At 55.3% G+C, this 23,775-nt stretch carries 17 protein-coding genes; 5 read left to right on the top strand and 12 right to left on the bottom strand.

Going from position 1 to position 23,775, the window contains the following annotated elements; all coding sequences use genetic code 11:
• Window positions 1-29 precede the first annotated feature (29 nt).
• The 3 genes from ACQKLP_RS19630 to ACQKLP_RS19620 all read right to left on the bottom strand — a co-directional run bounded on the left by ACQKLP_RS19630 (window position 30) and on the right by ACQKLP_RS19620 (window position 6,817).
• Window positions 30-1,730 carry a SusD/RagB family nutrient-binding outer membrane lipoprotein gene (locus ACQKLP_RS19630; RefSeq protein ID WP_427324604.1) on the bottom strand — a complete coding sequence of 567 codons (1,701 nt, stop codon included), beginning with the start codon at window positions 1,728-1,730 and terminating at the stop codon, window positions 30-32.
• A gap of 21 nt (window positions 1,731-1,751) precedes the next feature.
• Window positions 1,752-5,015: a SusC/RagA family TonB-linked outer membrane protein gene (locus tag ACQKLP_RS19625; protein ID WP_427324603.1), complete on the bottom strand. Its 3,264-nt coding sequence runs from the start codon at window positions 5,013-5,015 to the stop codon at window positions 1,752-1,754.
• Window positions 5,016-5,779: 764 nt separating this feature from the next.
• Window positions 5,780-6,817: a LacI family DNA-binding transcriptional regulator gene (locus ACQKLP_RS19620; RefSeq protein WP_427324602.1), complete on the bottom strand. Its 1,038-nt coding sequence runs from the start codon at window positions 6,815-6,817 to the stop codon at window positions 5,780-5,782.
• 200 nt (window positions 6,818-7,017) lie between these two features.
• Between ACQKLP_RS19620 and ACQKLP_RS19615 the strand changes: the two genes are divergently transcribed.
• Window positions 7,018-7,896, top strand: coding sequence for an AraC family transcriptional regulator (locus ACQKLP_RS19615; RefSeq protein WP_126246952.1), 879 nt, complete (start codon window positions 7,018-7,020; stop codon window positions 7,894-7,896).
• 174 nt (window positions 7,897-8,070) lie between these two features.
• Here the strand turns inward: ACQKLP_RS19615 and ACQKLP_RS19610 are convergent, their stop codons facing one another.
• From ACQKLP_RS19610 to ACQKLP_RS19595, 4 genes are all read right to left on the bottom strand, one after another.
• Window positions 8,071-9,705, bottom strand: coding sequence for a SusD/RagB family nutrient-binding outer membrane lipoprotein (locus ACQKLP_RS19610; protein ID WP_427324601.1), 1,635 nt, complete (start codon window positions 9,703-9,705; stop codon window positions 8,071-8,073).
• A gap of 24 nt (window positions 9,706-9,729) precedes the next feature.
• Window positions 9,730-13,173: a SusC/RagA family TonB-linked outer membrane protein gene (locus ACQKLP_RS19605; RefSeq protein WP_427324600.1), complete on the bottom strand. Its 3,444-nt coding sequence runs from the start codon at window positions 13,171-13,173 to the stop codon at window positions 9,730-9,732.
• Between the two features lie 4 nt (window positions 13,174-13,177).
• Window positions 13,178-14,209, bottom strand: coding sequence for a FecR family protein (locus tag ACQKLP_RS19600; RefSeq protein WP_427324599.1), 1,032 nt, complete (start codon window positions 14,207-14,209; stop codon window positions 13,178-13,180).
• Between the two features lie 72 nt (window positions 14,210-14,281).
• Entirely contained in the window at window positions 14,282-14,866 is a 585-nt protein-coding gene (locus tag ACQKLP_RS19595; protein ID WP_427324598.1) for an RNA polymerase sigma factor, read from the bottom strand.
• Window positions 14,867-15,112: 246 nt separating this feature from the next.
• On the opposite strand from ACQKLP_RS19595, the gene ACQKLP_RS19590 reads away from it, so the two are divergent.
• From ACQKLP_RS19590 to ACQKLP_RS19580, 3 genes are all read left to right on the top strand, one after another.
• Entirely contained in the window at window positions 15,113-15,982 is an 870-nt protein-coding gene (locus ACQKLP_RS19590; RefSeq protein WP_427324596.1) for an SPFH domain-containing protein, read from the top strand.
• A gap of 3 nt (window positions 15,983-15,985) precedes the next feature.
• Window positions 15,986-16,177 carry a hypothetical protein gene (locus ACQKLP_RS19585; RefSeq protein WP_427324594.1) on the top strand — a complete coding sequence of 64 codons (192 nt, stop codon included), beginning with the start codon at window positions 15,986-15,988 and terminating at the stop codon, window positions 16,175-16,177.
• Window positions 16,178-16,326: 149 nt separating this feature from the next.
• Entirely contained in the window at window positions 16,327-16,884 is a 558-nt protein-coding gene (locus ACQKLP_RS19580) for a hypothetical protein (RefSeq protein WP_427324593.1), read from the top strand.
• 72 nt (window positions 16,885-16,956) lie between these two features.
• Here the strand turns inward: ACQKLP_RS19580 and ACQKLP_RS19575 are convergent, their stop codons facing one another.
• Both ACQKLP_RS19575 and ACQKLP_RS19570 read right to left on the bottom strand, forming a co-directional pair.
• Window positions 16,957-19,278: a M1 family metallopeptidase gene (locus ACQKLP_RS19575; protein WP_427324591.1), complete on the bottom strand. Its 2,322-nt coding sequence runs from the start codon at window positions 19,276-19,278 to the stop codon at window positions 16,957-16,959.
• 6 nt (window positions 19,279-19,284) lie between these two features.
• A complete protein-coding gene (locus ACQKLP_RS19570; RefSeq protein WP_427324589.1) occupies window positions 19,285-19,875 on the bottom strand; it encodes a HupE/UreJ family protein in 591 nt (196 codons plus the stop codon).
• Window positions 19,876-19,944: 69 nt separating this feature from the next.
• Between ACQKLP_RS19570 and ACQKLP_RS19565 the strand changes: the two genes are divergently transcribed.
• On the top strand, window positions 19,945-20,433 hold the full coding sequence (locus ACQKLP_RS19565; RefSeq protein WP_427324587.1) for a DUF6702 family protein: 489 nt from the start codon (window positions 19,945-19,947) through the stop codon (window positions 20,431-20,433).
• Window positions 20,434-20,435: 2 nt separating this feature from the next.
• On the opposite strand, the gene ACQKLP_RS19560 is transcribed toward ACQKLP_RS19565, so the two are convergent.
• The 3 genes from ACQKLP_RS19560 to ACQKLP_RS19550 are packed head-to-tail and all read right to left on the bottom strand — an operon-like array spanning window position 20,436 to window position 23,774.
• Window positions 20,436-21,728: a phenylacetate--CoA ligase family protein gene (locus tag ACQKLP_RS19560; protein ID WP_427324585.1), complete on the bottom strand. Its 1,293-nt coding sequence runs from the start codon at window positions 21,726-21,728 to the stop codon at window positions 20,436-20,438.
• Between the two features lie 10 nt (window positions 21,729-21,738).
• Complete coding sequence (gene acpS / locus ACQKLP_RS19555) at window positions 21,739-22,101, bottom strand: holo-ACP synthase (protein ID WP_427324583.1); 363 nt, start codon at window positions 22,099-22,101, stop codon at window positions 21,739-21,741.
• Window positions 22,098-23,774 carry a C45 family autoproteolytic acyltransferase/hydolase gene (locus ACQKLP_RS19550; RefSeq protein ID WP_427324581.1) on the bottom strand — a complete coding sequence of 559 codons (1,677 nt, stop codon included), beginning with the start codon at window positions 23,772-23,774 and terminating at the stop codon, window positions 22,098-22,100. Before ACQKLP_RS19550 ends, acpS begins: the two co-directional genes overlap by 4 nt.
• Window position 23,775: the final 1 nt, after the last annotated feature.

The following is a 23,775-nucleotide window of genomic DNA, read 5'->3' as shown; positions in this document are numbered from 1 at the left end:
CAGCCCCTTATTATCAATATTAACTGTGGCTATTTTTTATCCCACCAAACACGGCCGGTGATCTCTTCCACCGAGGTGCCATATTCGCCGCCGGCGATCATTTCCTGCACGGCTGCGTTATAGTTCGGGCGGTTGAGCGTCTGCGGAACCGGGAGGGCCCAGCGGCGCGGGGTTTCACGGGTGGTACCGTCTGCCACGAACGCTTCGCGGTTCAGGATGCCGCCCACTTTGGGATACCCCAGGCGCTTCCAGCTGCCCCAGGCTTCCCAGGGTTGCTTGAAGTGGTTCAGGTATTGCTGGATGCCGATTTTCTCGAGCAGCACTTCGGTAGTACCGGTGAATGCCACGTTCGGCTTGGCGAGGTAAGCATCGATATCCGCTTCGTTGATGGCAGCGAATTCCGCGATGTTGGCGTCTTTGCCCATTTGTTCGTATGCACGGATAGACGCTTTCACACCTTTCACGTACCAGGCCTGCGCATCTTCGGTAGACAAGCCACGGACCGCCAGCTCGGAAATCAGGAAGCACATTTCGGCGTAAGAAGCGATCGGCTGCGTGTAACGGCCATCTCCACCGCCATCCGAACCGAGGTCGAACAGGCGGTTCTGGTAAGTGGAGAGCGTATCGTAGTTAACGGTTACAGAAGCGCCGTTCTCCGTGATCTGGTAGCTTTTCACACCAAACAGCTTGGCATTGGCGGGCAGTTTGGCCGCATCGGGAGAAGCGGGAACACCCACGTATTGGCGGGGGTTCCAGGTGGCGGATGCAGGGAACGCGCCGCCTGCTTTCAGCCGGTTGAACACAGACTGGGTAAAGGCGTTCTTCTTGAAGAAGAGGCCGAGGCGCGGATCGGCGTTATCGTACAGGTAATTCACGACAGCCTGGCCACCGCGGGTAGCGAAGCCCTGTGCATTCCAGTTACCGCCACGGGCGAAGTTCTGATTGCCGGAAATGAATTTCCATTCTTCCGCGTTACCGGCGAAAAGGCCTGCAGGGCTGGCCAGCACTTCGGCCACGATCTGACGGGTCTTCTGCTGGTCGCGCTCCAGGAGGCGCATGGCGATTTTGAGGCGCAGCACGTTGGCGGCTTTTGCCCATTTCGCAGCGTCTCCGCCATAGAACACGTCGGCATTACCGAAGCTGACCTGTCCGGCGGCGGGCGTAGTCAGCGCGGCGATCGCGCCTTTGAGCTCGGCATCGAACTGTGCGTACAGTGCGGCCTGGTTATCGTATTTCGGCGTGAAGTTCTGCTCGGTGCGGGCGCCCATGGCCTCGGAGTAAGGCATGCTGCCGTTCACGTCTGTCGTGCGCCAGGCGCCCCAAACCTTGTGTACGGTGGCGATAGCGGCGATGTGCGCGTAACGGGCCCTTTCTTCCCCCGCCATGGCATTTACCTGGCGCTGGATATCGGCCAGGTTGCGGCCGAAGTCGTTATAGAACGCCGAGTAAAACCCGTTCACGTTGGAAACCAGGTTGAAAATGGAAGCCGGGTTACCGTTCGGGTAAGATACGGTGAACTGCATCCAGGGCATGATGTATGAGTAGTTATCGTAGAACCACTCGAAATCGCGGTCTACCATCGTTTTTTGCGTCAGCGTGATGAGTTGCTCCGGCTTCATGTCCTTGCTGATTTCCGGGCTCGTGTTCATCTCGGCAAAGTCGCGGGTGCAGGCGGAAGCGAAAGTGGCCAGTGCCAGCGCACCCATTCCGAATTTATGCATTGCTTTCATGATAATCTTTCGTTTTTGATGTTAGAAACCAACCTGAACGGTGAACGCCATATTCCGCACGAACGGCGTACCGCCATATTCAGAGAATGCGGAGGTGGCGTTGTTACGGATGCCTTCGGGATTGATGTTGTCGGGCAGATTGTTGAACAGGTAACCGAGGTTACGGCCAACCAGCATCAAACGGAGTTTGTTCAGTTTCAGTTTGCTGGTGATGGAAGAAGGCATGTTGTAGCCAACGGAAACTTCACGGAGCGCCACATACGTTGCGTCGAACACGGAAGCCTCGCGGATACCGATACCCCAGTCGCCGATCATGGAATAATAATTAAAGGGGCTCATGGCGGTCACATATCCTTTGTTATATGCGTCGCGGTAAGTCATGCCGCTCAGGTCCACTTCATTTCCGTTCACCGTACGCTTGGTGCCGTTCTCGAACACACCATCGGGGATCATGCCATCGTTACGCTGGCGGCCCTGTGCGTCTGTCCAGGCAAGACCACCGCTGGCAGCGTCGCGGCCGGGCAGGGTGCTTTCCAGGGTACCGCGGCCGGTACCGTACTGGTGCGAAGCGGAGAAGATGTCGCCGCCGATGCGCGCCTGGATGAGGAATCCGAGGCTCCAGTTCTTGTAGGTAAAGTTATTGTTCAGGCCGAGGTTGAAATCGGGCGTGATATTACCTACGGATGCGAACCCGCGTTTGAAGGAAGTTCCGCCGTTGTTGATAATGGGCAGACCCGTTTTGGGATCGCGAACGTACGCGTAGTCCGTCACCAGTTCACCATAAGCTTTGCCTACCTGCGCGATGGCGCGGACGTCCTGGTCGCTGCTCAGCTCGTAAGTGCTGATGGCGGGGTCCAGTTTAATGATGGTGTTGATGTTGCGGCTACCGTTCAGCGTGAGGTCCCATCCGAAGTTCTTCCCTTCGATGGGGCGGGCGTTGATCGCCACCTCGATACCCCTGTTACGGAAGTGACCGGCGTTGATGATCTTGCGTTTCACACCGGATTCGTAGGGAACGTCTAGCTGGATGATCTGGTCTTTAATGTCTGCCTGGTAAACGGCAACGTCCAGGCCGAGGCGGTTGTTCAGGAAACGAACGTCTGCACCGAATTCGAAGTTACCGGCCATGGAAGGCTTCAGGTTCTGGTTCGGCAGCAGGTCGGGCTGGAAGATGTTGTTGATGGGCAGGTTGGCCTGGCCGGCACCGTTCCAGATGGAGCCGGTCACATAACCGGTGTTGTTCAGGAACGGATCGAGGTCGCCGCCCACATAAGCATAGCTCGCGCGGAGTTTACCATAAGTAACCCAGGAGGGCATGCTTTGCTTGAAAGTCTCGGTGAATTCCCATGCTGCGCTCACGGAGGGGTACAGGTAGGAATTGTCGCCGGAACCATTGGGATAGGTCAGTGCGCTGGACCAGTCGTTACGCGCCGTCACGTCCAGGAAGTAAGCGTTCTTGTAGGAAACGCTGGCAGCGGCAAACAGCGAATTGATGCGTTTGCGGCCCAGGGCGTAGTAGTTGGAATTTACCGTTCCCACGCTGTTTTTCATGTCGTAGAGACCGGGGGTACGAAGCCCGTCGCGGGTATTCATATCCCATTTATTGCCGATCCCGGAGTTCCACATTTCTGCGCCTACGTTCACGTTGGCCGTCCAGTCTTTGTTGCGGATTTTCGGGGAGATCATGGCGATACCCGTGAGGGTATACTGCGTTTTGTTCTGACCGGCGGTGGCGAACATACCGCGGGAACCGCCGAAGTTGGGGCCCCAGCCAAGCTGGCGGCGGTCGTCAGACAACTGTTCGTTGCTGAAGTTACCGCGCAGCACGAATTTCATCCAGTCGGTCGCAGTGACGTTGAAAGCGAGGTTACCCATGAAAAGGCTTTCCTTGCGTTTCCAGCTGTCTTCGTTCAGCGTCCACCAGTAGTCGATACCGGGATATTCGCCGAGCGCGTCCAGGAGGTCGCGGCCGTTCTGGGTAGGCACTTTGTAGCGGGATTTCCAGAAGTCTACGTTATAGTTACGGGGGAACACGTAAATGAATTTACGGCCCACGTTTTCGTTGGTGTAGTCGCCACCCTGGCGGGTGGGGTTCAGCGAAGTGGAAGTGGCGTAAGATGCGCCGCCTTCAACGGAGAGGTATTTGGAAACGATAGCGGACGATTTCAGGGAGAACACATCACGTTTGAAGCCATTATTGGGCATTACGCTGTTATTGTCCAGATGGGAGTACGAAGCGCGGAAGTTCGCGTTTTCGTTACCGCCTTCTACCGCCACGTTGGTGTTGTAATATTTACCGGTCTGGTAAGTATTTTTCCAGTTGTTGGGTTGTGCGCTGAAGGGGGCGAATTCGCCGTTGGGCAGTTTTACGTTCTGGCCGAGCATTTCAGGGCCGTAGCTGTAGCCGCCAACCCAGTCGATCGCCTGCACGCCGCCTGCTTCCTGGCGGAAGTAGGGGTTCTGGCCGGCGCCGTATTTGTTTTGCAGGGCGATGGGCGTCCTGTATACGCTTTCCATTTGAACGGTCTGGCTCACGTCTACACCGATCCCTTTACGGGAGGTGCCTTTCTTGGTGGTGATGAGCACAGCGCCGTTGATGGCGCGGGAGCCGTAGAGCGCTGTGGCGGCGGCGCCTTTCAGCACGGTAACGGTCTCGAAATCGTCCGGGTTGAAGTTTTTCAGGACGTTACCGAAGTTCACGGCATTGTCTGACGCATCGTTCTCGAAGATGGTACCGTCGATCACGAAGATCGGCTGGTCTTTCCCGTTGAGCGATTTGGCGCCGCGGAGCACGATACGGCTGGCAGCCTGGGGGCCGCCGGCAGCGCCGGAGATGTCTACGCCGGCTACTTTACCCTGGAGGGCGGCAACCGGGTTGATGGAATTCGTTTTGGCGATTTCGGCGCCTTTGAGCTCGGTCACTGCGTAACCGAGTTTACGCTGTTCGCGCTTGAAGCCCATGGCGGTCACCACTACTTCGTTGAGCGAGCGCTGGTCGTCTTTCAGTACGATGTTGAAAGAGGATGCGGAGGCGGGTACTTCCTGCTGGGCGTAGCCCATGAAGGTGAAAACCAGCGTGGCGGAGGGTTCTACGCTGATCTTGAAGGAACCGTCGGCCGTGGTGACGGTACCGTTGGAAGTACCTTTTTCCAGGATGGTGACGCCTGGGAGTGGCGTTCCGGTGGCATCTTTAACCGAGCCGGATACTGCTTTTTTTTGCTGCGCCCAGGCATGCGGGGCGAGGCAGCATAACAGCAACGTGGCAAGCAGAAGAATTCTTCGCATAGCTTCCTTAGATTTTAATTTGTGATACTTGAATGAAAAACATTAAAAAATAGATATCCCTTATCGTCTTGAACGAAGCGATGCGGAGGTCATAACGGGTATGCGCATCCAGGCATAGCGATCATTCATGGCAATGCAATTCCATCCGGCGTGGAAGGCCGGTCTACATACGGTTGAATCGGTGGCTGATAATAAATGGAGGGTGATGGTTTCCGTTAATTGGCTTTATATCCCCTGTTCACTGTTAATGTCTAATAAATCGTTTTAGCGGATCGCTTCAAATAAAACCTGTGCAGCCTTCCTCTCCCCTTGCCCTGTTTTCCTTATTGATAAAACGTTTTAGCGTTTTTGGCAATAAAAAAAACCTGTGGCATCCCGGGGGCACTTTTCATTTTCACGCACAGATTTGCATTCGAATTACGAACGGATGCAACTTAGTCAAAGTTGCGTTACCTCCAAAATAAAAAATTAACTTTTTTTTGACGCAGCGTTAAAATTCCCATAATGTTTATGAAAATCCCATCAACGCCCGTGAATTTGACATCACTGCCAAATACACCAGCCGTCACCGTGCGGGCCTCCGACGTTTGCACCGGCGTTGCACCGATAACGTTACCAGACCGGAATTTGCGGCCGTCCGTCAGCCGGAAGGCATCCGCCCCGCAAAAGCACAAGGGGATCTATAATTTGCGGGAACACCGCCTATATAAAAAAAGCGCGGCCCTGCAGCCGCGCTTCCGGAATAAATTTATATATATCAGCATTCAGACCGTACCCGCCTTCATGCGCTTGCCGCAGCTTTCCCGCTTCACGAGCGTTGCCGGCAACACTACCTGGTTGATCTGGTGCTGATGCTGGTTCAGCTCGTTCATCAATACCTGCACCAGGTGCTGCGCGATCTCGTGAATGGGTTGCGACACACAGGTGATGCCCGGCGTGTGCAGGCGGAAAAGGTCGTGATCGTCGAAACTGATGAGCGCCACATCTTCCCCGATTTTCCAGCCGAGGTCTTTGATGGACTCGATCCCGAACACGCCGAGGTAGTTGGTGGCGAAAAAGATGGCGTCGAGGCCGGGAACGCTTTTCATGAATTCCATGATCTGCCCTACCGCTTCTTCCTTGGTGATCGAGAAGGGGATTTTTTTGACCATTTTCCGGGGGAAGGATGCGCCATGCGCTTTCATGGCGGCCGTAAAGCCGTTCATGCGCTCCTTCATCTGGATTTGCTCGGAAGTGGTGGTCACGTAAGCGATCTTGCGGTAACCGAGGTTAAGGAGGTATTCCGCCGCGTCGTATGCGCCCTGGAAGTTGTTCACCATCACGTAGTTGGTTGGGATCTGCGGGAGATAGCGGTCCATCAGCACCATGGGCTTCCGGCTGTTCTTCAGTATCTCGATCTCCTTGTCCAGGTTCGGTGTGGGCGTGATGATATACCCGTCTACCTGCCTGTATTCCAGCACTTCCAGCAGCCCGCGCGCCTTGTTGAGGTTATCTTCCGTGCTGCCGTACAAAACCTTATACCCGAACTTGTCCGCTTCTTCCTCCACTATTTTAGCAACGTTGGCGAAGAAATGGTTGGCGATATCTTCGACGATAAGCCCTATGGTCTTGGTTTTGCCCGTCCGGAGCCCCCTTGCGAGCTGGTTCGGCTTGTATTTAAGTTTAGCAGCCAGTTTCAGGATTTTCTTGCTCACCTGTTCACTGATCCTTTTTTCCCGGCCTTTGCCGTTCAGCACAAACGACACGGTTGTAGGCGATACGCCGGCCTGTTTGGCGATATCTTTAATGGAAATCCCCTTCATGATTTGGTTGTTGCGAATGCGCTCAAACGATTTAGCATTGACAAATTACGGAAAATCCATGAAAACAAAAAAGTTCTGCGAAAATCAACTAGACTAGTATTTTTTTAACCTAATTTTCATAATTTGCCAGAATAGAAATTAAAATGGCAAAAAACCTTGCCGACTTATTCACAGGACATTAATCATATAAGGAAGCAAACATGAAACCCATTCTCATCAAAGTGGGGGCCTTTGCCGACAATCAGATCACCATCATCGAGCGGTGCGATCCCTATTTCAACACTCCCTTCCACTTCCACCCGGAATGTGAACTGGTTTACGTAACCGAAAGCCAGGGGAAGCGGATCGTAGGCGATAGCATCGAGAGCTTCGACGTGGGCGATATGGTTTTCCTCGGTCCGAATATACCGCATGTGTGGTATAACGACGAGGCGTACCATCGCAACGACGAGTCCCTCAAAGCCCGTTCCGTCGTGATCTATTTTCCCAAAGACATCTTCGGCGACAAATTCTACGGCCTTCCGGAAACCAAAGCGCTGACAGACCTCTTCCACCGTGCCCAGCGCGGCATGAAGATCATCGGTCCCACACAGGAAAAACTGAAAGACGAAATCCTCGCCCTCCCCCGTAAAGAAGGCCTGGAGCGCATCATTTCCCTGCTGGAAATCCTCAAAACGCTGTCCGAAACGAAGGACTGCTACTACCTCGCGTCTACCGGCTATTCACATGCCTATAATGTGAAAGACAACCACAAGATCGACGAGGTGTTCAAATACGTTATGAACAACTTCTCGAAGGAAATTTCCCTGCAGGACGTTGCCAGCATCACCAACCTGTCTCCCCAGTCATTTTGCCGCTTCTTCAAGAACCGGACTAAAAAATCGTTCGTGCAGTTCCTCAACGAGGTGCGCATCGGGCATGCCTGCAAAAGGCTTACGGAGGAAGACTGGTCTATCGCCGAAATCGCCTACAGCTGCGGATTCAAGAATCTGTCCAACTTCAACCGCTTTTTCAAGGAAATCGTCGGAAAAACACCAAAGGAATACAAGAACGAGCTTCGCCTGAAAGAAGCGCTCTAGGCCCAAATTCACTTAACACGCAATCCTTCCCTTACCTTCCTGCACACCGCCCCTCCGGGCGCGGGAGCCCTTTCTTTGCCCCTGAAACCCGCCTAATAAACGTTTAAGCACATAAAAAAAGCCGGCCCAAAAGGGCCGGCCGGTCATTCTTAGATGAGCTATGTCTATTTATTGCTATGGCTTGTCCCACCAGAGGCGGGTGCCGCCGTTATCGGGGCCACCTAGTAAATTGATTGCCTTCTGCACGCCCTTCGGGTTCGTTTCGTACTCCGTGCTTACGAAATTCACACGGCGGATGAACGTTCCGTTGGGGATCTTTCCACCGCTGTTGTTGATCTTCACGGGGAAAAGCTTCGGGTAACCGGTGCGGCGGAATTCCGCCCAGGCCTCCTGCCCTTCCGGGAACCCGGCGATCCATTTCTGGGTGATGATCCGCTCGCGCTTGCGCTCCTTGGTAGCGCCATCTTCCCAGGCCACGGTAATGGTGCTGAGCAGGGGATCGCCGTCGGGAATGCTGTTGGCACCATTCTTCGGGTCCACATAAGGCGCAGGTTTGTTGGTCGTATTGGCGATGTAATCGTCGTACTTCGTGGCGATGCCATGCTGGTCGAACGAGGTTTTCACGCCCATCGCGTAATTGGTTTTCGCGTCGCCGGCGCCCTGCCAGCCTTCAATTGCCGCTTCGGCTTTGAGGAACCAGGCTTCCGCGGCGGTCATCAGCAAGATTTTCTTATTGGAGAAAAGCAGTTTGCTGAGGGCGGAGAAATTCTCGTAACGCGCTTTCGTGGTCATTTCCACGCCCTGGCGGATGCCTTTGTACTGGCCCGGGTACTCTTTCGATTCTTCGAAGTAGACGTTGAGCCGGGGATCTTTCAAACCGGTCAGGTACGATTCCATGGCGGCAGACATGCGCACGTCTCCCCATCCGCTGGAAATCTCCAGCAGCGGGTGCTCAAGCGGCCGCGTGTTGATCACGAACGTTTCTTCGGCCTTCTCCAGCAGTCCCAGCGGATGTTTCAGCGCCAGCTCCCCTTCGGCCTTCGCCTTGTTGGGGTCGATCTTGCTGATCCGCAACGCCAGGCGTAAACGCAGGGTGTTGGCCATTTTGCACCACAGGCGGTAACTACCGGCGTAATCGGAAAGGTCGAATCCGGCGAAAGTGATATCCTTCCCTTCGGTCACATATTGGGTGAAAATTTTGATCGACTCGTCCAGGTCGGCGAAGAAAGCGTAATACGCATCTTTCTGCGAATCGTAATCCACACTGCCGTCTGGGTTAATGACACCGTATTTGGTGTAGATGACAGGGCCGTAAGCATCGGCCACCCGGTGCATGGTAAACACTTTCAGGACTTTCATCCAGGCGTAGTACTGCGGATAGTCGGTCTTCGTCAACTTTTCGAGGTAACGGCAAACGGGCATCACCGATTGTTCGGGCGAGCTGGCGTAGGTGCCGTAAGCGCAGCCCCAGAGCACCACGTTCCAGCCGTCTACGAGGTTGTAGGTATTGTTGTTGTTATTCAGGTTACCGAATGGATTGGGCACCGCGGTATATTGCGAAAACAGGTCGCCCATAAGGTTTTGCTGCACCTGTACCACCCACGACGGCGAGTACACGTAAATGCTGCGCTGGATTTGCCCGAGCGGTTCGCCGATGTGCATGAAGTCTTGCTTCAGCTCTTCCTCGGAAATACCGTTGGGGTTCGTATTGAGATCTTCAAAGTTCTTGGTGCAGGCGGTGGCGAGCATCGCTGCCGCAACGCCGGCCAGTACCGTTTTCCGTTTGAAGATGTATTGCAATGATTTCATCGTCTGTTGATTTTATTGGTTGAATCAAAACCCGACTTTCACACTGGCGCCGAACGTACGGGTGGCGGGCATGCCGAACACGTCTACCCCCTGCAGGCGGTTGTCGCCGCCGGCGGAAACTTCCGGATCGAAGGGCGCATCGCGTTTCAGGAAAGCGAGGTTGCGGCCGATCAGCCCAACGGTCAGGTTGCGCACGGCTTTCGATTTCAGGGGAATTTTATAGCTGAGCGAAATTTCGCGCAGGCGGATGCTGGTGGCATCGTACATATATACGTCTCCGTTACCATCCCGGCCGGCCACGTCCACATAGTACTGGTAAGGATTGTACAACGGCTGAACGGCTTTGCCTTCGTGGTTCACCGCATCCAGCCGGATCCCGCCCTGGTCGCGCAGTTTAGCGCTTTCCTCGCTCACGCCGTAGCTGTCGAGGATGGCCTGCGTCAGGCTCATCACCTTTCCACCGAAACGCCCGTCTATCAGGAATGTCAGCGTGAAATTCTTATAATCGAATTTGTTGTTCCATCCCAGGTTGAATTTCGGGTTGGGATTGCCGACGAAGAAAGTGCCCGTGGTATCCATGAGCTTGCCGTCCGCATCCAGCTGCAATCTTCCCTGCCCGTCGCGCTTCAGGATGCGGGGCACGAAAATATCGCCCCACTGCCCTCCTTCCCGGATACCGGAACCATACATATTGGAGCCGGATTCGGTGAGGCGGAAGATGGTGGCCGACGATACGCGGTCGATGTCTGACAGCGACACCACCTTGTTGCGGTTCGAGGAGAAGTTGATGTTGGACGTCCACGTGAAACCGCCCTTCTTCACGGGAACGAGCGTCAGCATGGCTTCCACGCCGGTGTTGCGGATATTCCCGAGGTTGAGGTAATAGGTGGCGTAACCGGAGCCCGTCGGCGCGGGGATCTCGATGTACTGCTGGAAGTTGTTGTTATTGTAATAGGTGACGTCGATACCGATGCGGTCGTTGAAAAAGCGCGCTTCCACACCGGTTTCGAAAGAACGGTTGTCTTCCGGCTTGATGTACTCGCCGGGATAAGGCACCCGCGAATTGAAGCTCAGCTGCTTCGCACCGCCGAGGAAACGGAGGCTATAAGTGGAAGGCCGCGTGATGTAGGCCGGCAGGTCGTTCCCCACTTTGGCGTACGAAATGCGCAGCTTCGCGAAGCTGATGGGCTCGGCCAGCTTGAACATCTCGCTCAGCACGGCCGTGAGACCGGCGGAATAATAGAAATATCCCTTGTTCATGGTCGGCGTGAACGCGAAGGTGCTCGACCAGTCGTTGCGCCCCGTCAGATCCAGGAACAGGTAATCCTTGTAACCCAGGTTGGCGCTGGCGAAGAGGGCCTGTACCTGTTTGCGCTCCAGCCCCTGCTGCACGGTGATCGACGCGGGGTCGATGTTCGCCAGCTGGAAGATGTTGGGATACAGCAATCCGTTGGCCGACCCGATGCCCGCATCGTTGAGGGTGCGGTCGCGCAGTTTGTAATCGGTAATGCTGCCGCCCACGAGGCCGGAAAGTTTCAGGTCTTTGGTGAGGTCTTTGTTGAAGTTCAGCATGAGATCGCCGTACATCTGCGTATTGAATTCGCGCTCCAGCGTATATCGGCCGCGGGCCGCAGCGATACGCGTATCGGTAGAGGCATTCGCTTTCAGCTCGAACTGGTCGTACGACCGGTCGAAGTTGCCGCGCGCCTGCACCGACAGCCAGTCTGCGATCTGGTATTTGATGGCGAGGGAGGCCATTGCGCGGGTGCGCTCTTCGTCGCGCACGTTGCGATGCAGCGTCCAGTAAGGGTTCTGGACTTCCGCTTCCCCGACTTTCCCTGCATCGGTATTGATATTCCACCAGTTCTGCGTCATCATGTTCCGCTGCACGGAAAACACTTCGAAATTGTCTTTGTAATAGTTCCAGTCCTGGCCACGGGGGAAAACATACGCCGGAATGAGCGGGTTGTAGTACAAACCGCTGCCAGGCCGGTTGCGTGCGTCTTGCTTAACGAAGGTCACGTTCGCATCGAGGCTGAGGCGGTCTTTGAGCAGCTTCAGCGTTTCGCGGAAGTTGAGGGTGTGGCGGTTGAACTTGCTGGTGGGGATAACGCCTTTGCTGTTCAGGTTGGAATAGGAAAAATAGGACTGCGCGATCTCGTTGCCGCCGCTCACGGAAATCCCGTTCGTCCAGGCGCCGCCGGTGCGGAAGAATTTATCGAGATGATCGTCGAACTGTCCTTTTTCTCCCCAGCTGGCCGGGCCGGCGTCGGGGGTTTTGGTTTGACCGTAGCGGAACTGCAGGTCGGGCGTGAGCATGACTTTCTCGAGGTTGTAATCGGAGGAGAAGTCGATGCGCATCCTGCCGGCGCGGCCGCGTTTGGTGGTGATGACGATAACGCCGTTGGCGGCCTGGCTGCCGTATTGGGCGGCGGCGGAGGCGCCTTTGAGGATGTTGATGGATTCGATATCGTCCGGGTTGATGTTGGAGATGCCGTCGCCACCGTCGCGGCCGGGGCCGGACTGTATATCGTTGGACTGGCCGAAGGCGTTTGCGGGCTGCGAGGGGGAATAGTTGGCCATGGGCACCCCGTCGATCACGTACAGCGGCTGGTTTTCGCGGGTGGATTTGTTGCCGCGCATGATCACGCGGGCAGATCCGCCGAGGCCGGAGGCGCTGCGGTTGATGGTGACGCCGGCGGCTTTACCGGCGAGGCTGTTGATGACGTTGGCGTCTTTGACGCGGGAAAGGTCGTCGTTATTGAGCTGTTGCGTGGCGTAGGTGAGCTCCTTGGCCTTGCGCTGCACGCCGAGGGCGGTCACTACGATTTCGTTGAGCGAGCGTGTATTTTCCTGTAAAACAACATCATAGGTATCGCCGCTGCCCACGGATACTTCCTGGGCGGTGAACCCGAGGAAGCGGATAACGAGCACATCGCCGGGGTTGGCGGAGAGGGAGAAGTCTCCCTGGCCGTTGGTCTGCGTGCCTTTGTTGGTGCCTTTGATCACAACGGTGACCCCGGGCAGCGGGTTACCGTTGGCGTCCTTTACCTTTCCGCGGATCTCCTTGTCCGCGCGGGCGGCATCCCCCGCTTTGTCCGTAACGGCCGTTGAGCTGCCGCCTGCGGGGGCCTCAAGGTTTACGATGATCTTATTGTTTTTTCTCGTAAATTTCAGTCCGGTTTGTTCCGTGAGCTGGGCGAGCACCTCTTCCAAAGGCAGCTTCACGCAGTTCAGGTTGATCTTCTTCTTCAGGTTCAGATCGGATTTGTCGTAATGGAAACTGAGACCTGTCTTGGCGGCAATTTCAGTAAACACCTCCTCCATGTTCTTGTTCTTGACCTGGATGGTGATACTGATGTTTCGGGGTTCCTGCGACTCGGCACGAGCACTGGCGGTGTAAGGAGCCGCCAGTGCGATGGCCATCGCAAGCCCTGCCATCAACACAAGGTGTAGGCATTTTTTCATACATCTAGTTTTTGCGGGTAAGGAAAATTGTGTCGTTCTTCAGTTCGTAGCTGATGTTTTTGATTTGACAAATTGTTTCGATAATCTCCTGCAGGCTCTCGTCCCTGAAAGAGCCGGAGTAGTTCCAGTCCATATTCCCCGATTCGTTCACCATCGTTACATTATACCTGTTCTCCAGTTCCGTGGCCACTTCGTTGTAGGAAGCGTCCCTGAAGTTGAGGATGCCGTGTTTCCAGCCCACGATATCGTCTTCCTGGTGGAAGTTGGATTTGGCAACGGCTAACGACTGGCAGTCGAAGCTGAGTTGCTCGCTCGGCAGCAGGATCACCGTTTCCTGGCGCTCTGCGTGGTCCACTTTCACCTTGCCCGTCAGCAACGCAACGGTGATGCGCTGCTCGCGGGAATATGCGCGGATGTTGAAGGATGTGCCCAGCGCGGTGGTGGCCAGGCCACGGCTGTGCACGATGAACGGATGGCGGGGATCTTCGGCCACCTTGAAGAAAGCTTCGCCCTCTTCGAGATATATGTCGCGGTTGGCACCGCTGAAACTGACAGGATAGCGCAGGCGGGAACCGGCGTTGAGGTTGACGGTAGACCCGTCTGCCAGCACGATCTTCTCCGTTGCCCCCCTGGCCGTGGTGATTTCCACGTAACCATTGCGCACCACGCGGTTGGTTTTGGCCGGTGCGTGATGCTGCGCCAGCGGCGCCGGGTTTTCCGGCCGGGCGGAGGGTGCGGGTTTATAGAGGAACGACAGGGCGATGGCGCCCGTCATGAGCGCCGCGGCGCCCGAAATGGCCCAGGTGCGCCAGCGCCGCGGGCGGAGCGGCACCACGGGCGTTTCCGACGTGGCAACGTGGTCCTGGAGGCGCATCTTCACTTCCTCCAGCTGCTCCTGCAAAAACTCCTCCTGTATCATGGCCGAACGGTGCCGGTTCACACTGGCGAACCATTGCTCGATGATACGCGCCTCCTCATCGGTGCATTTCCCCTGCGTGTACCGCTCCAGGACTTTTCGGATCTGTTCAATATCCACGGCGATTGTTTTTTAGTTGGTGATACAGGGATGTCGCACCAACAAAAAAAAAGTACTATCCGGCCGGGAATTTTATTGTAACAAGGTAAGAACGACCGCAACGGTCAGCAGATCTGTCTGCGTGTAATGTGTACGCAGTATTTTCAGGGCTTTGGAGATTTGATTCTTAACGGTTTGCTGCGATAATTCGAGCCGCGACGCGATCTGTTCGATGCTCAGGTTCTCGAACCGGCTCAACATGAAAATTTCCTTCATCTTTTCCGGCAACCGGTTGATAGCTTCGAAAACCTCTGTGGCTTTGGCTTTGTAGTCGTACGTTTCGGAGATGTTATGGGGCTGCGCGTCGAAATGCTCGATCAGTTGCTGGAGATATTTACGATAGGTAGCGTTTTTCCGGTACAGGTCGATGATCTTGTGGCGGACGCTCTGGTAGAGGTAAGACCGGAGCGAGCAGTGGATATCCAGGGCCTGGCGCTTTTCCCATAGCGTGGTAAAGAGGTCCTGCAGCACGTCTTTGCTGGTTTCCCCCCTATCCGTCTTGCTGAGGATGTAGAGGTACAACGGCCTGCTGTACCGTTCGTAGATGGCATTGAACGCCCCTGCGTCGCCATTGCGCAACAGGGATAACAATTGCTCGTCTGTAAAGCTATGGTACATAAAAGATTGTGGTTGATAAAATGCGATCGATTCTGGCCAGTCCCTGATTTCTTAGCGTGTTCCTAACGTGACAATTCCGGTTAACCTCAGGGGCAAAATAGTAAATCCTGTACAATTTCAAACTTTTTTAACACCGTAAATTTTCCAGTCCCCCTTCATGTTCTTTTTACACACTATACTGGAAATACAAAATCTTTTAACTAAATTTGATATCAAATTGATATCATTTTAAATTAACCTCGTACCATGGAAAAAGTCAACCGGCCGGTATCCGGCTACCTCGCATTCGTTGTCGCCATCTTGTTGCTCCTCGGTGCCGCCGCCTGCATCGTTATCAGCGCCAACTCGGGCAATTCCGCCACCAAAATCCTCATTCCCGTTTTCGGCATTTCTTTCATCTTCGTGTCGAAAGGCATCATGATCGTAAACCCCAACCACGCACGGGTACTCACTTTCTTCGGGAAGTACGTAGGCAGCGTAAAACAGAACGGCCTGCTGTGGATCAATCCCTTCTTCCGCTCGCAACGCATTTCACTGCGCGCCAATAACCTGAACGGACAAACGCTGAAAGTGAACGATAAAATGGGCAACCCCATCGAGATCGCCGCCGTGATCGTCTGGCAGGTAAGCGATACGTACAAAGCGATGTTCGAAGTGGAAGGGTACCAGCAATACGTGCAGATCCAGAGCGAAGCCGCGGTACGCCACCTCGCTACGAGCTGTCCTTACGATAAAATGGAAGACGAAACCGCGGAAATCACCCTCCGCGACGGTGGTGAAAGAGTGAACGACCTGCTGGAAAAGGAACTGAACGAGCGCCTCTTCGCCGCGGGCATCGTTGTCCGCGAAGCGCGCATCAGCCACCTCGCCTACGCCCCCGAGATCGCAGGCGCCATGCTCCAGCGCCAGCAAGCCACCGCCATCGTGGCCGCCCGCTCCAAAATCGTGGAAGGTGCCGTAGGCATGGTGGAAATGGCACTGGAACAACTCTCCCGCAAACAGCTCGTTACGCTCGACGAAGAGCGCAAAGCCGCCATGGTCTCCAATCTCATGGTAGTGCTCTGCGGCGAGAAATCCGCCACGCCCGTCCTTAACACCGGTTCACTTTACGCATAAATCATGGCTGGGAAAGAACAGAAGAAATCATTCGTCCTCCGCCTCGACGGCAACACCTACGAAGCCCTCGAGCGTTGGGCCGCCGATGAATTCCGGAGCGTCAACGGCCAGCTGGAATGGATCATCGCCCGCGCCCTCCGCGAAGCAGGCCGCGACAAGAAAAAACCGAAAGACAAAAAGGACGGCACCACCTGAACACCGCCTCCTTCCCATAAAAAAAGGCCCGCCGCATCCCACGGCGGGCTTCTTCGTTCCCCCCAATCCAACTTTCCTTGAAACTTTCCGCGATACCGCTCGTCTTTTTGGTGAAATCCATCCATTCCATCCTTAAAACAAACGTCAAAATGAAATCGTTCCTTCCCTTACTATGCATGCTGTTGTGCGCGTCCGCCTATGGCCAGGACAAGTACAACTACAACACTTTCAACAAATTAACGCCCCTTGCAGGTTCCGATTACGTGATCGCCAGCGTCGAAAGCGTGGGCAAAATGATGGCCAGTCACGGCGATGCGCTGCTCTTCATCAATACCCGTACCGGCGAGCAAAACCGGGTAGACCTCCCGGCAGACGCATCCATCCACCGCTGGGAACACGTGAAAATGGACAGCCTGGGCATCAATCTGATACTTTTAACCGGCCGCACCGTCAATCTCGACAATAACAAAAAAGGCATCGACTGGAACGATCCCATCCAGATCATCGCCGTGTCTACCGACGGGAAGCAGAAAACGCAACTGACGGAAGACAAATTTTTCGCGGCGCAATGGACCATCCATCCCCGCACCGGGGCGATCGTGATCACCGGATATTACGATTCCAACAACAACGGTAAATACGACAGGACCGACAAAGACGAGATCCTGGTATTCGATTTAAGGACGCTGAAACGTGTTAAAGTGTAACCCCATCGTTCACTGTATTTCATAAAAAAAAGGTGCGGTTTTCCGCACCTTTTCCTTTTGAATTCTTTGCCGTTACTGACGTGCCTGCTGCATGGGGTTGCCGCCTGTGGAAGTACCACGTGCCGCGCGTTCCGACTTGAACAGCTCGAACCGCGACGGTGTGGCCTGGCGGGGCCAGCTGTTATTGTTTTCGTCGATATCCGCCGTTTCGCGCAAGGGATCGAGTTTCATGGAAACCACCTGTTTGTCTTTTGCGAAAACTTTGGTCACTTCCTGCTCGTTGTGGCGCCAGATGTATGCGGAGATGCGGTCCGTTTCCTTCGTTCCGTCTGCAAACGTCCATTCCACGATGATGGGCATTACATTGCCGCCGATGTTGCGGAACGTTACTTCATAGAAGTTCTTTTTACTGTCGTACAGCTGCTTTTCCTCCGGCGTGAGGGATGCCTGCATTTGCTGCCATGCGGTGCTCTGGGCGGGCGTTACGGCGAACCGGTCCCATTTGCTGTAGAAGTCCTGCAGGCTGGTATCCTGTTCCACGACGGTTTTCATCCCTTTTTCCTTATTCCGTGTTTTGGCGATGTGCGTGTCTTCACGGATCGCGGCGGCTTCGGCGGCTTTGTTGGTCTCGGCCGGGTCTTTGGCGTCCATCCGGTACCACTTCACATTGTCGATGGCGATATCTACCGGTTCGATGCCGAAGAACCATCCGCGCCAGAACCAGTCGAGGTCCACGGCGGAAGCATCTTCCATCGTGCGGAAGAAATCGGTGGGGGTAGGATGTTTGAAAGCCCAGCGGCGCGCATATTCCCGGAAAGCATAATCGAACAGCTCGCGGCCCATGACGGTTTCGCGGAGGATGTTCAGCGCCGTGGCCGGTTTGGCATAAGCGTTGGGGCCGAACATGATGATGTTTTCGGAATTGCTCATCACGGGTTCCAGCTTGTCTTTCGGCATGCTCATGTATTCCACGATGTGGTGCGCGGGGCCCCTGCGCGAGGGGAAATTGGCATCCCACTCCTGCTCTGCCATGAACTGGCAGAAGGTATTGAGGCCTTCGTCCATCCACGTCCACTGCCGTTCGTCGGAGTTCACGATCATGGGGAAGAAGTTGTGGCCCACTTCGTGGATGATCACGCCGATCATGCCGTTCTTCGTGGATTCGCTATAGGTGCCGTCCGCTTCGGCGCGGCCGTAGTTGAAGCAGATCATCGGGTATTCCATCCCGTTGGCCGCTTCCACGGAAATGGCTACCGGATAGGGATACGGAATGGTATGATTGGAATAGGAGCGCAGCGTATGCCCCACAACTTTGGTGGAATAGCGGCGGTAGAGCGGATAGGCTTCGGGGCCGTAGTAGCTCATGGCCATCACGTGCTTCCCTTCGATATTCACGCCCATGGCGTCCCACACGAGGCGGCGGGAAGCTACCATGGCGAAATCGCGGACATTGGTGGCTTCGAATACCCAGGTTTTTTTGCGGTCGGATTTGCGTTTGATGGCATCCTGCGCTTCGGCGAGGGTCACGATCTCGACGGGCTCGGTGGATTTCTGCGCCTGCTGCCAGCGTTGGAACTGTGCGGGAGACAGCATTTCCTTATAGTTGCGGCATTCGCCGGTACCGCCTACCACATGGTCTGCCGGAACGGTCAATTTCACTTTGAAGTTGCCGAAGGTGAGGGCGAATTCGCCGCGGCCGGTAAACTGTTTGTTCTGCCAGCCCTGGAAGTCGGAATACACGGCGAGGCGGGGGTACCACTGCGCGATGGTGTACAGATCGTTGCCATCGGCCGCGAAATGCTCGTACCCGCCCCTTCCGCCGAGGGTCATGCGGTTGGGGACCTTGTACCACCAGTCTACCCTGAACACGATCTTTTCGCCCGGTTTGAGCGTTTGCGGCATCTCGATGCGCATCATGGTCTGGTTGATGGTATAAGGGAGCGTTTTACCGGAAGCGTCGGTCACTTTGGTGATGTTCACCCCGTGGCCCTGTTCCATGCCCAGGAGCCGGCCGATCTCGCGGCTGCTCATCCGGTCTTTCATATTGCTGCCGTCGAAGCTGTTGTTGTCCGACTTCGGGTCGTGCTCGTTTTCGTCGAGCTGCAGCCAGATGTAGGTGAGCGGATCGGGGGAATTGTTGTAGTAGGTCACGGTTTCGGAACCGGTGAGGCGGCGCTGCACTTCGTCGAGCTCCGCGGTAATGTCGTAATCCGCGCGCTGCTGCCAGTATTTCGGCCCGGGCACGCCGGAGGCGGAGCGGTACATGTTGGGATCTGCGAGCAGGTACCCCAGCTGTTCGAAGCGGTTGCCGTGGTTGGACCCCGGGTTGTTCTGCGCCATTGTTGCGAGGGGCGCAGCTACGAGGAGGCTTCCTATGATGGAACGTATGGTCATCTCGATTTATTTTTCCAGTATAATTCCGAATCTTTCAATGCTCATGACGAACGCCACCCCGAAGATAGCGGCGGAAAGGAACAGGGTCCAGTCGCGGCGGGGGGCCTTTCCCACCAGGATCACCAGCTGGGAAATCAAAAGCACGATGGTTACGATGATCAGTTGCCCGAATTCCAGGCCCAGGTTAAAGGCCAGGAGCGGTTGCAGGATATCCGTCTGCGAGCCCAGCATGCTGCGGAGGTAGTTGGAGAACCCCATCCCATGGACCAACCCGAAAAACAGCGCGAAAAAGTAATTCCATTTCACGCGGCCCGGCTCCTTCCCTCCCCTGAAAACGTTCGCCAGCGCCGTTAAGACGATGGTAACGGGGATGAGGAACTCGATGAGGTCGGTAGGTACCCGCACGATGTTGAGCACGCTCAGCGCCAAAGTCACCGAATGACCGAGCGTAAAGGCCGTCACCAGGATCAGCACCTTCTTCCAGTCTTTCAACGTATACACGGCACAAAGCGCCATGATGAACAAAATGTGGTCGTACCCTCCAAGATCTGCGATATGTTGCCAGCCCTCCTCGAAATACATGCTGAACTCCTGCATGGCATAGATTTTTGCGTAACTTCGTAATGTTAATCAGTTACCGGTAAATATAAAAATTTTTAAGGGCCAATGGGAGTAATGCTATTTAAATGGTGCCTGCCCGCGATCATGACCGCAGTGCACCCTTTCTACATGAGTGTCACGGAAATACGCTATAATGCCCCCCGCAAGTCCCTGGAAATCAGTTGCCGCATCTTTTCCGACGACCTGGAAAACGTCCTGAAGAAGGAATCGAAACAGCCGCTGGACATTATCCATCCCAAAAACCGCCCTGCCGCGGACTCCCTCGTAGCGCAATATATCCGCAGGCATTTGTTCCTCACGGCCGACGGCAAACCCGTCTCCCTCAAATACCTCGGCTACGAAATCTCCGAAGACGCCACCTGGTGCTACCTGGAATGCACGCCCATGGCCCCGTTCCGGAAGCTGGACATCAAAAACGATATCCTGTACGCGGAACATGCCACCCAAAGCCACATGGTGCATGCGATCGTGAACGGCCGCCGGCAAAGCACGAAGCTGGACAATCCCTCGTCCAACGCCACTTTCAGCTTCTAAAACTATTTCCTGTTATCGATGAATTTGACCGGTTTGCGGCTGCTTTCCGGGAACTGCATTTTGAGGATTTCCGGCATGGCGCAATAACGCACCTGCGGGATGACACGCAGTTTGGCCTGGAGGTACGATTTGATGCGGCGGTCCGTGTCTTCCGACTCCTCGCGCGGATGCAGGTGCAGCAGGATTTCGTCGGTCCCGATCTCGTTGGAGAACACTTCCACCACAAATTCCTTCACATCTTCCATATCGCTCAGCAGGTCGTACAGCGCCGGCGGATACAGCGTAGTGCCCTTGTACTTGATCATCTGCTTGCGCCTCCCGATCACGGGTGAAAGGCGGAGCGTCTGGCGGCCGCAGCTGCAGGGCGTTGCGTCGTACTGGCAAATGTCGCCCGTCTTGTAACGCAGCAGGGGCATGGCTTCCACGCCCAGCGTAGTGATGGTCACCTCGCCCGGAGCGCCCGGTGGAACGGGGCGGTCCTGCTCGTCGAGCAGCTCCACGATGAGCAGTTCGGGATGATGATGCCCCCCTTTGCCCTGGCGGCATTCGGTGAAGGCGGTCTGCATTTCGGTGGATGCGTACGTGGAAAACAGATCGATGTTCCATTTGTCCGTGATCTTCTTCCCCAGCACGTTGTACGAGAAATCGGTGTTGCGGATGTTCTCGCCGATGCAGACGGCCTTTTTCACGGAAGAAGCGTTGATATCGATCCCATGTTCCTCCGCGAAAGCGATCAGTTTGAGGATGAAGGAAGGTACGGCCACGATGACGGTAGGCTGAATGCGCTGGATGTTTTCCCATTGGAGCGACGGTACGCCCGGCCCCACGCGCAGCACGCCCGCCCCCAGCTTGCGGATGCCGTTGTAATAGGCCATCCCGGCCATGAACTGGCGGTCGAGGGTGAGCATGAGCTGGTAAATGTCTTCGTCGGTGCCGCCGGCGCAGCTGAACGAGATGAATTCGTTGTAACTGAGGCGGTCGAGGTCTTTTTCCGTGAGCGGGATAACCACGGGGCGGCCCAGCGTGCCGGAAGTGGAAGTATATTCGGCGATCTTGCTTTTGTCGACACAGAGAAAATCCCAGTTCCGCTGCTGCAGGTCTTCCTTGGTGACCGTTGGCAGGCGCTGCAGATCGTCGAGCGAACGGATGGCGTCCGTATCGATGTGGTTGGCGGCGAACCATTCGCGGTAAAAGGGCGAAAACTGGCGGAGGTAGCCGACCAGGTGCTGAAGCTCCTTGTTCTGGAACTGGCGGATGGCGGCGGGATGTTGAAGTTCTATATCCGGGATGTACATAATTCCTTGGTTATAAAATGACCACGGTAGCCATGGCCACGGTTTTCACGTGCGACAGCGACAGCAATACCTGTGTGCCTTCGGGCAGGGGCGCGGCGTTGCCGATGAGAAAAATCTCGGGTTTTCCGGAGGCGTTGTTCCGCACTTCGATCTCGTTGAATTGCATGCCGCTGCCGGCCCACCCGGTGCCGAGGGCTTTGAGGAAAGCTTCCTTGGCGGCGAAACGGGCGGCGTAACTTTCGTACTTGTTGACCTGCTTTTCGCAATACGCGATCTCGAGCGGCGAAAACACCAGCTCGCGGAAGCCCTGGCTTTTGCCGATCTTCTCCTCGATGCGGTCTACTTCCACGATATCTGTTCCGAGCCCTTTCATTTTTGTTTATCGCATTTTTCGATTTGACGGAGGATGTGCTCCTTTTCCGGGACCGTAGCGATCTCCCTGGTCAACGCCTGCTGGTAATATTTTTTCGCTTCGGCGAATTGTTTCCGTTTGAACAGGTAATCTCCGGCGATCACCCAGGCATGGTAATACGCCGGGTTGTCGGCCGTGATCTGTTGCACGTCGATCTCCTCCCCGTCCATCACGGCTTGTTTGAGCCGGCGGAAGTCCATGAATTTACGATAGTTGTCGGTAAGCAGGAAGGAATCTTTCGGGACGATGAGGCTGCTGTCGCAGATTTCGTGGTCGGAGGCGAGGCCTTTCATGGCGAAAACCTTGTTGAGGTCGTACGATACGAATTCGCCCAGTTGCCAGGGTGCGGCAGATACCCAGACGATTTTTTCTTTGGGTTTGAAGACGATGGCGTGATGGGCGATCAGCTGGTTGAGGGCTTTTTCGTTCCCCATGCCGATGTCTGCATCGTTCAGCCCGCGCTGGTCGCGGAGGATGGCGATGGTTTTGGCGACGCTGTTCTTCCCGTTCCGTTCCAGCAATTGCTGCAATCGTTCGTACCGGTAGGGCGACGCGCTTCCCGCCAGCTGTTCCCGGTTGGCCTGGGAGGCGCCCAGCTGCTGGCTCTGGAAATGGTTGGCGCAGGATATCTCGTTGCCGCGGGGATCGTACAAGGCAATACTGTCGGGCGTCTTTTCAATGATGGCGGCGCGATTGTCGGCCGCCGAACCGATGAGGAACGATTCGCTCACGAACATTTTCCGCTTCGCCGCGATGGCGTACGCTTCCTGGATGTTCCCCGCATATTGCAGTATTTCCCGCGCCACGAGCGATACCGGTGTGGCCGATCCCGAAGGGATTTCGCTCTTTGCGGCGTTGATGGTCACCGTCAGCCCCTGCATGTTCATCCCCGACACCACGCCCGTAAATCCGCCCCAGGTGATCATCATGAACGGATGCCCCTTGTCTGGCCGGTAAAATGCCACGATCTTGTCTTCCGCGAATTTATCGCCCACATAAAAATCGAAATTCCGGCCAATGATGAGGGAACTGTCTTCCGAACGGCCGTTCCACGTCCCGAACGACGTGCAGCCAACCAGCGCCAGGTTCTGCAGCGCATGGCCGATGTCGTGCGCCGCATGATAGTTCATGATGCGCTGGTAATTGGTGCCGATAAATCCGTAATTGGGCGATGCGGCAAACGATACGCCGTAAATTTCTTCCTTATATTCCTCGGGCACGTTCCTGTCCATATTCCGGTTGAACCAGCCGATGAGGTATTTCAGGAAATGCTGGTACGTTTTCGAAGGGATCATTTTGCCGATCTGTTCGGTGAAATGATCTTCCTGGCGCTGCACCAGCTCTTCGGCGAGCTTCCCGTACACGACGCCCCTTTCGAAAGGTTTTCCTTCCACATACATTTCGTACAAACCGCTCCTGCTCTTCCGGAACCAGCTGTTTCCCAGGGTATACGCCGTGGAATCGAGTTGTTTGCGCTGCCATTGGAGCGCACTTTTGTCCGCGATGTCTGGCGGCTGCATCCGCGCCACGATCCAGAGGTAGATGAACAGCCCCAATATCAGCAACACGAAAAACCCGGCGGTGTACGCCAGTATTTTCCCTATGCTCCTCCAGATGCTCTTATTCTTTGCCATT

Origin of the sequence: Chitinophaga sp. NPDC101104, assembly GCF_050277495.1 — a bacterium.
In the GTDB taxonomy this organism is placed as follows: Bacteria; Bacteroidota; Bacteroidia; order Chitinophagales; family Chitinophagaceae; genus Chitinophaga.
This window is presented reverse-complemented; position numbering and strand designations above follow the sequence as displayed.

What these genes read in the sequence shown, in the direction of transcription:
- ACQKLP_RS19630 (WP_427324604.1), bottom strand. Translation starts at nt 1,730, where the DNA reads ATGAAAGCAATGCATAAATTCGGAATGGGTGCGCTGGCACTGGCCACT.
- ACQKLP_RS19625 (WP_427324603.1), bottom strand. Translation starts at nt 5,015, where the DNA reads ATGCGAAGAATTCTTCTGCTTGCCACGTTGCTGTTATGCTGCCTCGCC.
- ACQKLP_RS19620 (WP_427324602.1), bottom strand. Translation starts at nt 6,817, where the DNA reads ATGAAGGGGATTTCCATTAAAGATATCGCCAAACAGGCCGGCGTATCG.
- ACQKLP_RS19615 (WP_126246952.1), top strand. Translation starts at nt 7,018, where the DNA reads ATGAAACCCATTCTCATCAAAGTGGGGGCCTTTGCCGACAATCAGATC.
- ACQKLP_RS19610 (WP_427324601.1), bottom strand. Translation starts at nt 9,705, where the DNA reads ATGAAATCATTGCAATACATCTTCAAACGGAAAACGGTACTGGCCGGC.
- ACQKLP_RS19605 (WP_427324600.1), bottom strand. Translation starts at nt 13,173, where the DNA reads ATGAAAAAATGCCTACACCTTGTGTTGATGGCAGGGCTTGCGATGGCC.
- ACQKLP_RS19595 (WP_427324598.1), bottom strand. Translation starts at nt 14,866, where the DNA reads ATGTACCATAGCTTTACAGACGAGCAATTGTTATCCCTGTTGCGCAAT.
- ACQKLP_RS19590 (WP_427324596.1), top strand. Translation starts at nt 15,113, where the DNA reads ATGGAAAAAGTCAACCGGCCGGTATCCGGCTACCTCGCATTCGTTGTC.
- ACQKLP_RS19585 (WP_427324594.1), top strand. Translation starts at nt 15,986, where the DNA reads ATGGCTGGGAAAGAACAGAAGAAATCATTCGTCCTCCGCCTCGACGGC.
- ACQKLP_RS19580 (WP_427324593.1), top strand. Translation starts at nt 16,327, where the DNA reads ATGAAATCGTTCCTTCCCTTACTATGCATGCTGTTGTGCGCGTCCGCC.
- ACQKLP_RS19575 (WP_427324591.1), bottom strand. Translation starts at nt 19,278, where the DNA reads ATGACCATACGTTCCATCATAGGAAGCCTCCTCGTAGCTGCGCCCCTC.
- ACQKLP_RS19570 (WP_427324589.1), bottom strand. Translation starts at nt 19,875, where the DNA reads ATGCAGGAGTTCAGCATGTATTTCGAGGAGGGCTGGCAACATATCGCA.
- ACQKLP_RS19565 (WP_427324587.1), top strand. Translation starts at nt 19,945, where the DNA reads ATGGGAGTAATGCTATTTAAATGGTGCCTGCCCGCGATCATGACCGCA.
- ACQKLP_RS19560 (WP_427324585.1), bottom strand. Translation starts at nt 21,728, where the DNA reads ATGTACATCCCGGATATAGAACTTCAACATCCCGCCGCCATCCGCCAG.
- acpS (WP_427324583.1), bottom strand. Translation starts at nt 22,101, where the DNA reads ATGAAAGGGCTCGGAACAGATATCGTGGAAGTAGACCGCATCGAGGAG.
- ACQKLP_RS19550 (WP_427324581.1), bottom strand. Translation starts at nt 23,774, where the DNA reads ATGGCAAAGAATAAGAGCATCTGGAGGAGCATAGGGAAAATACTGGCG.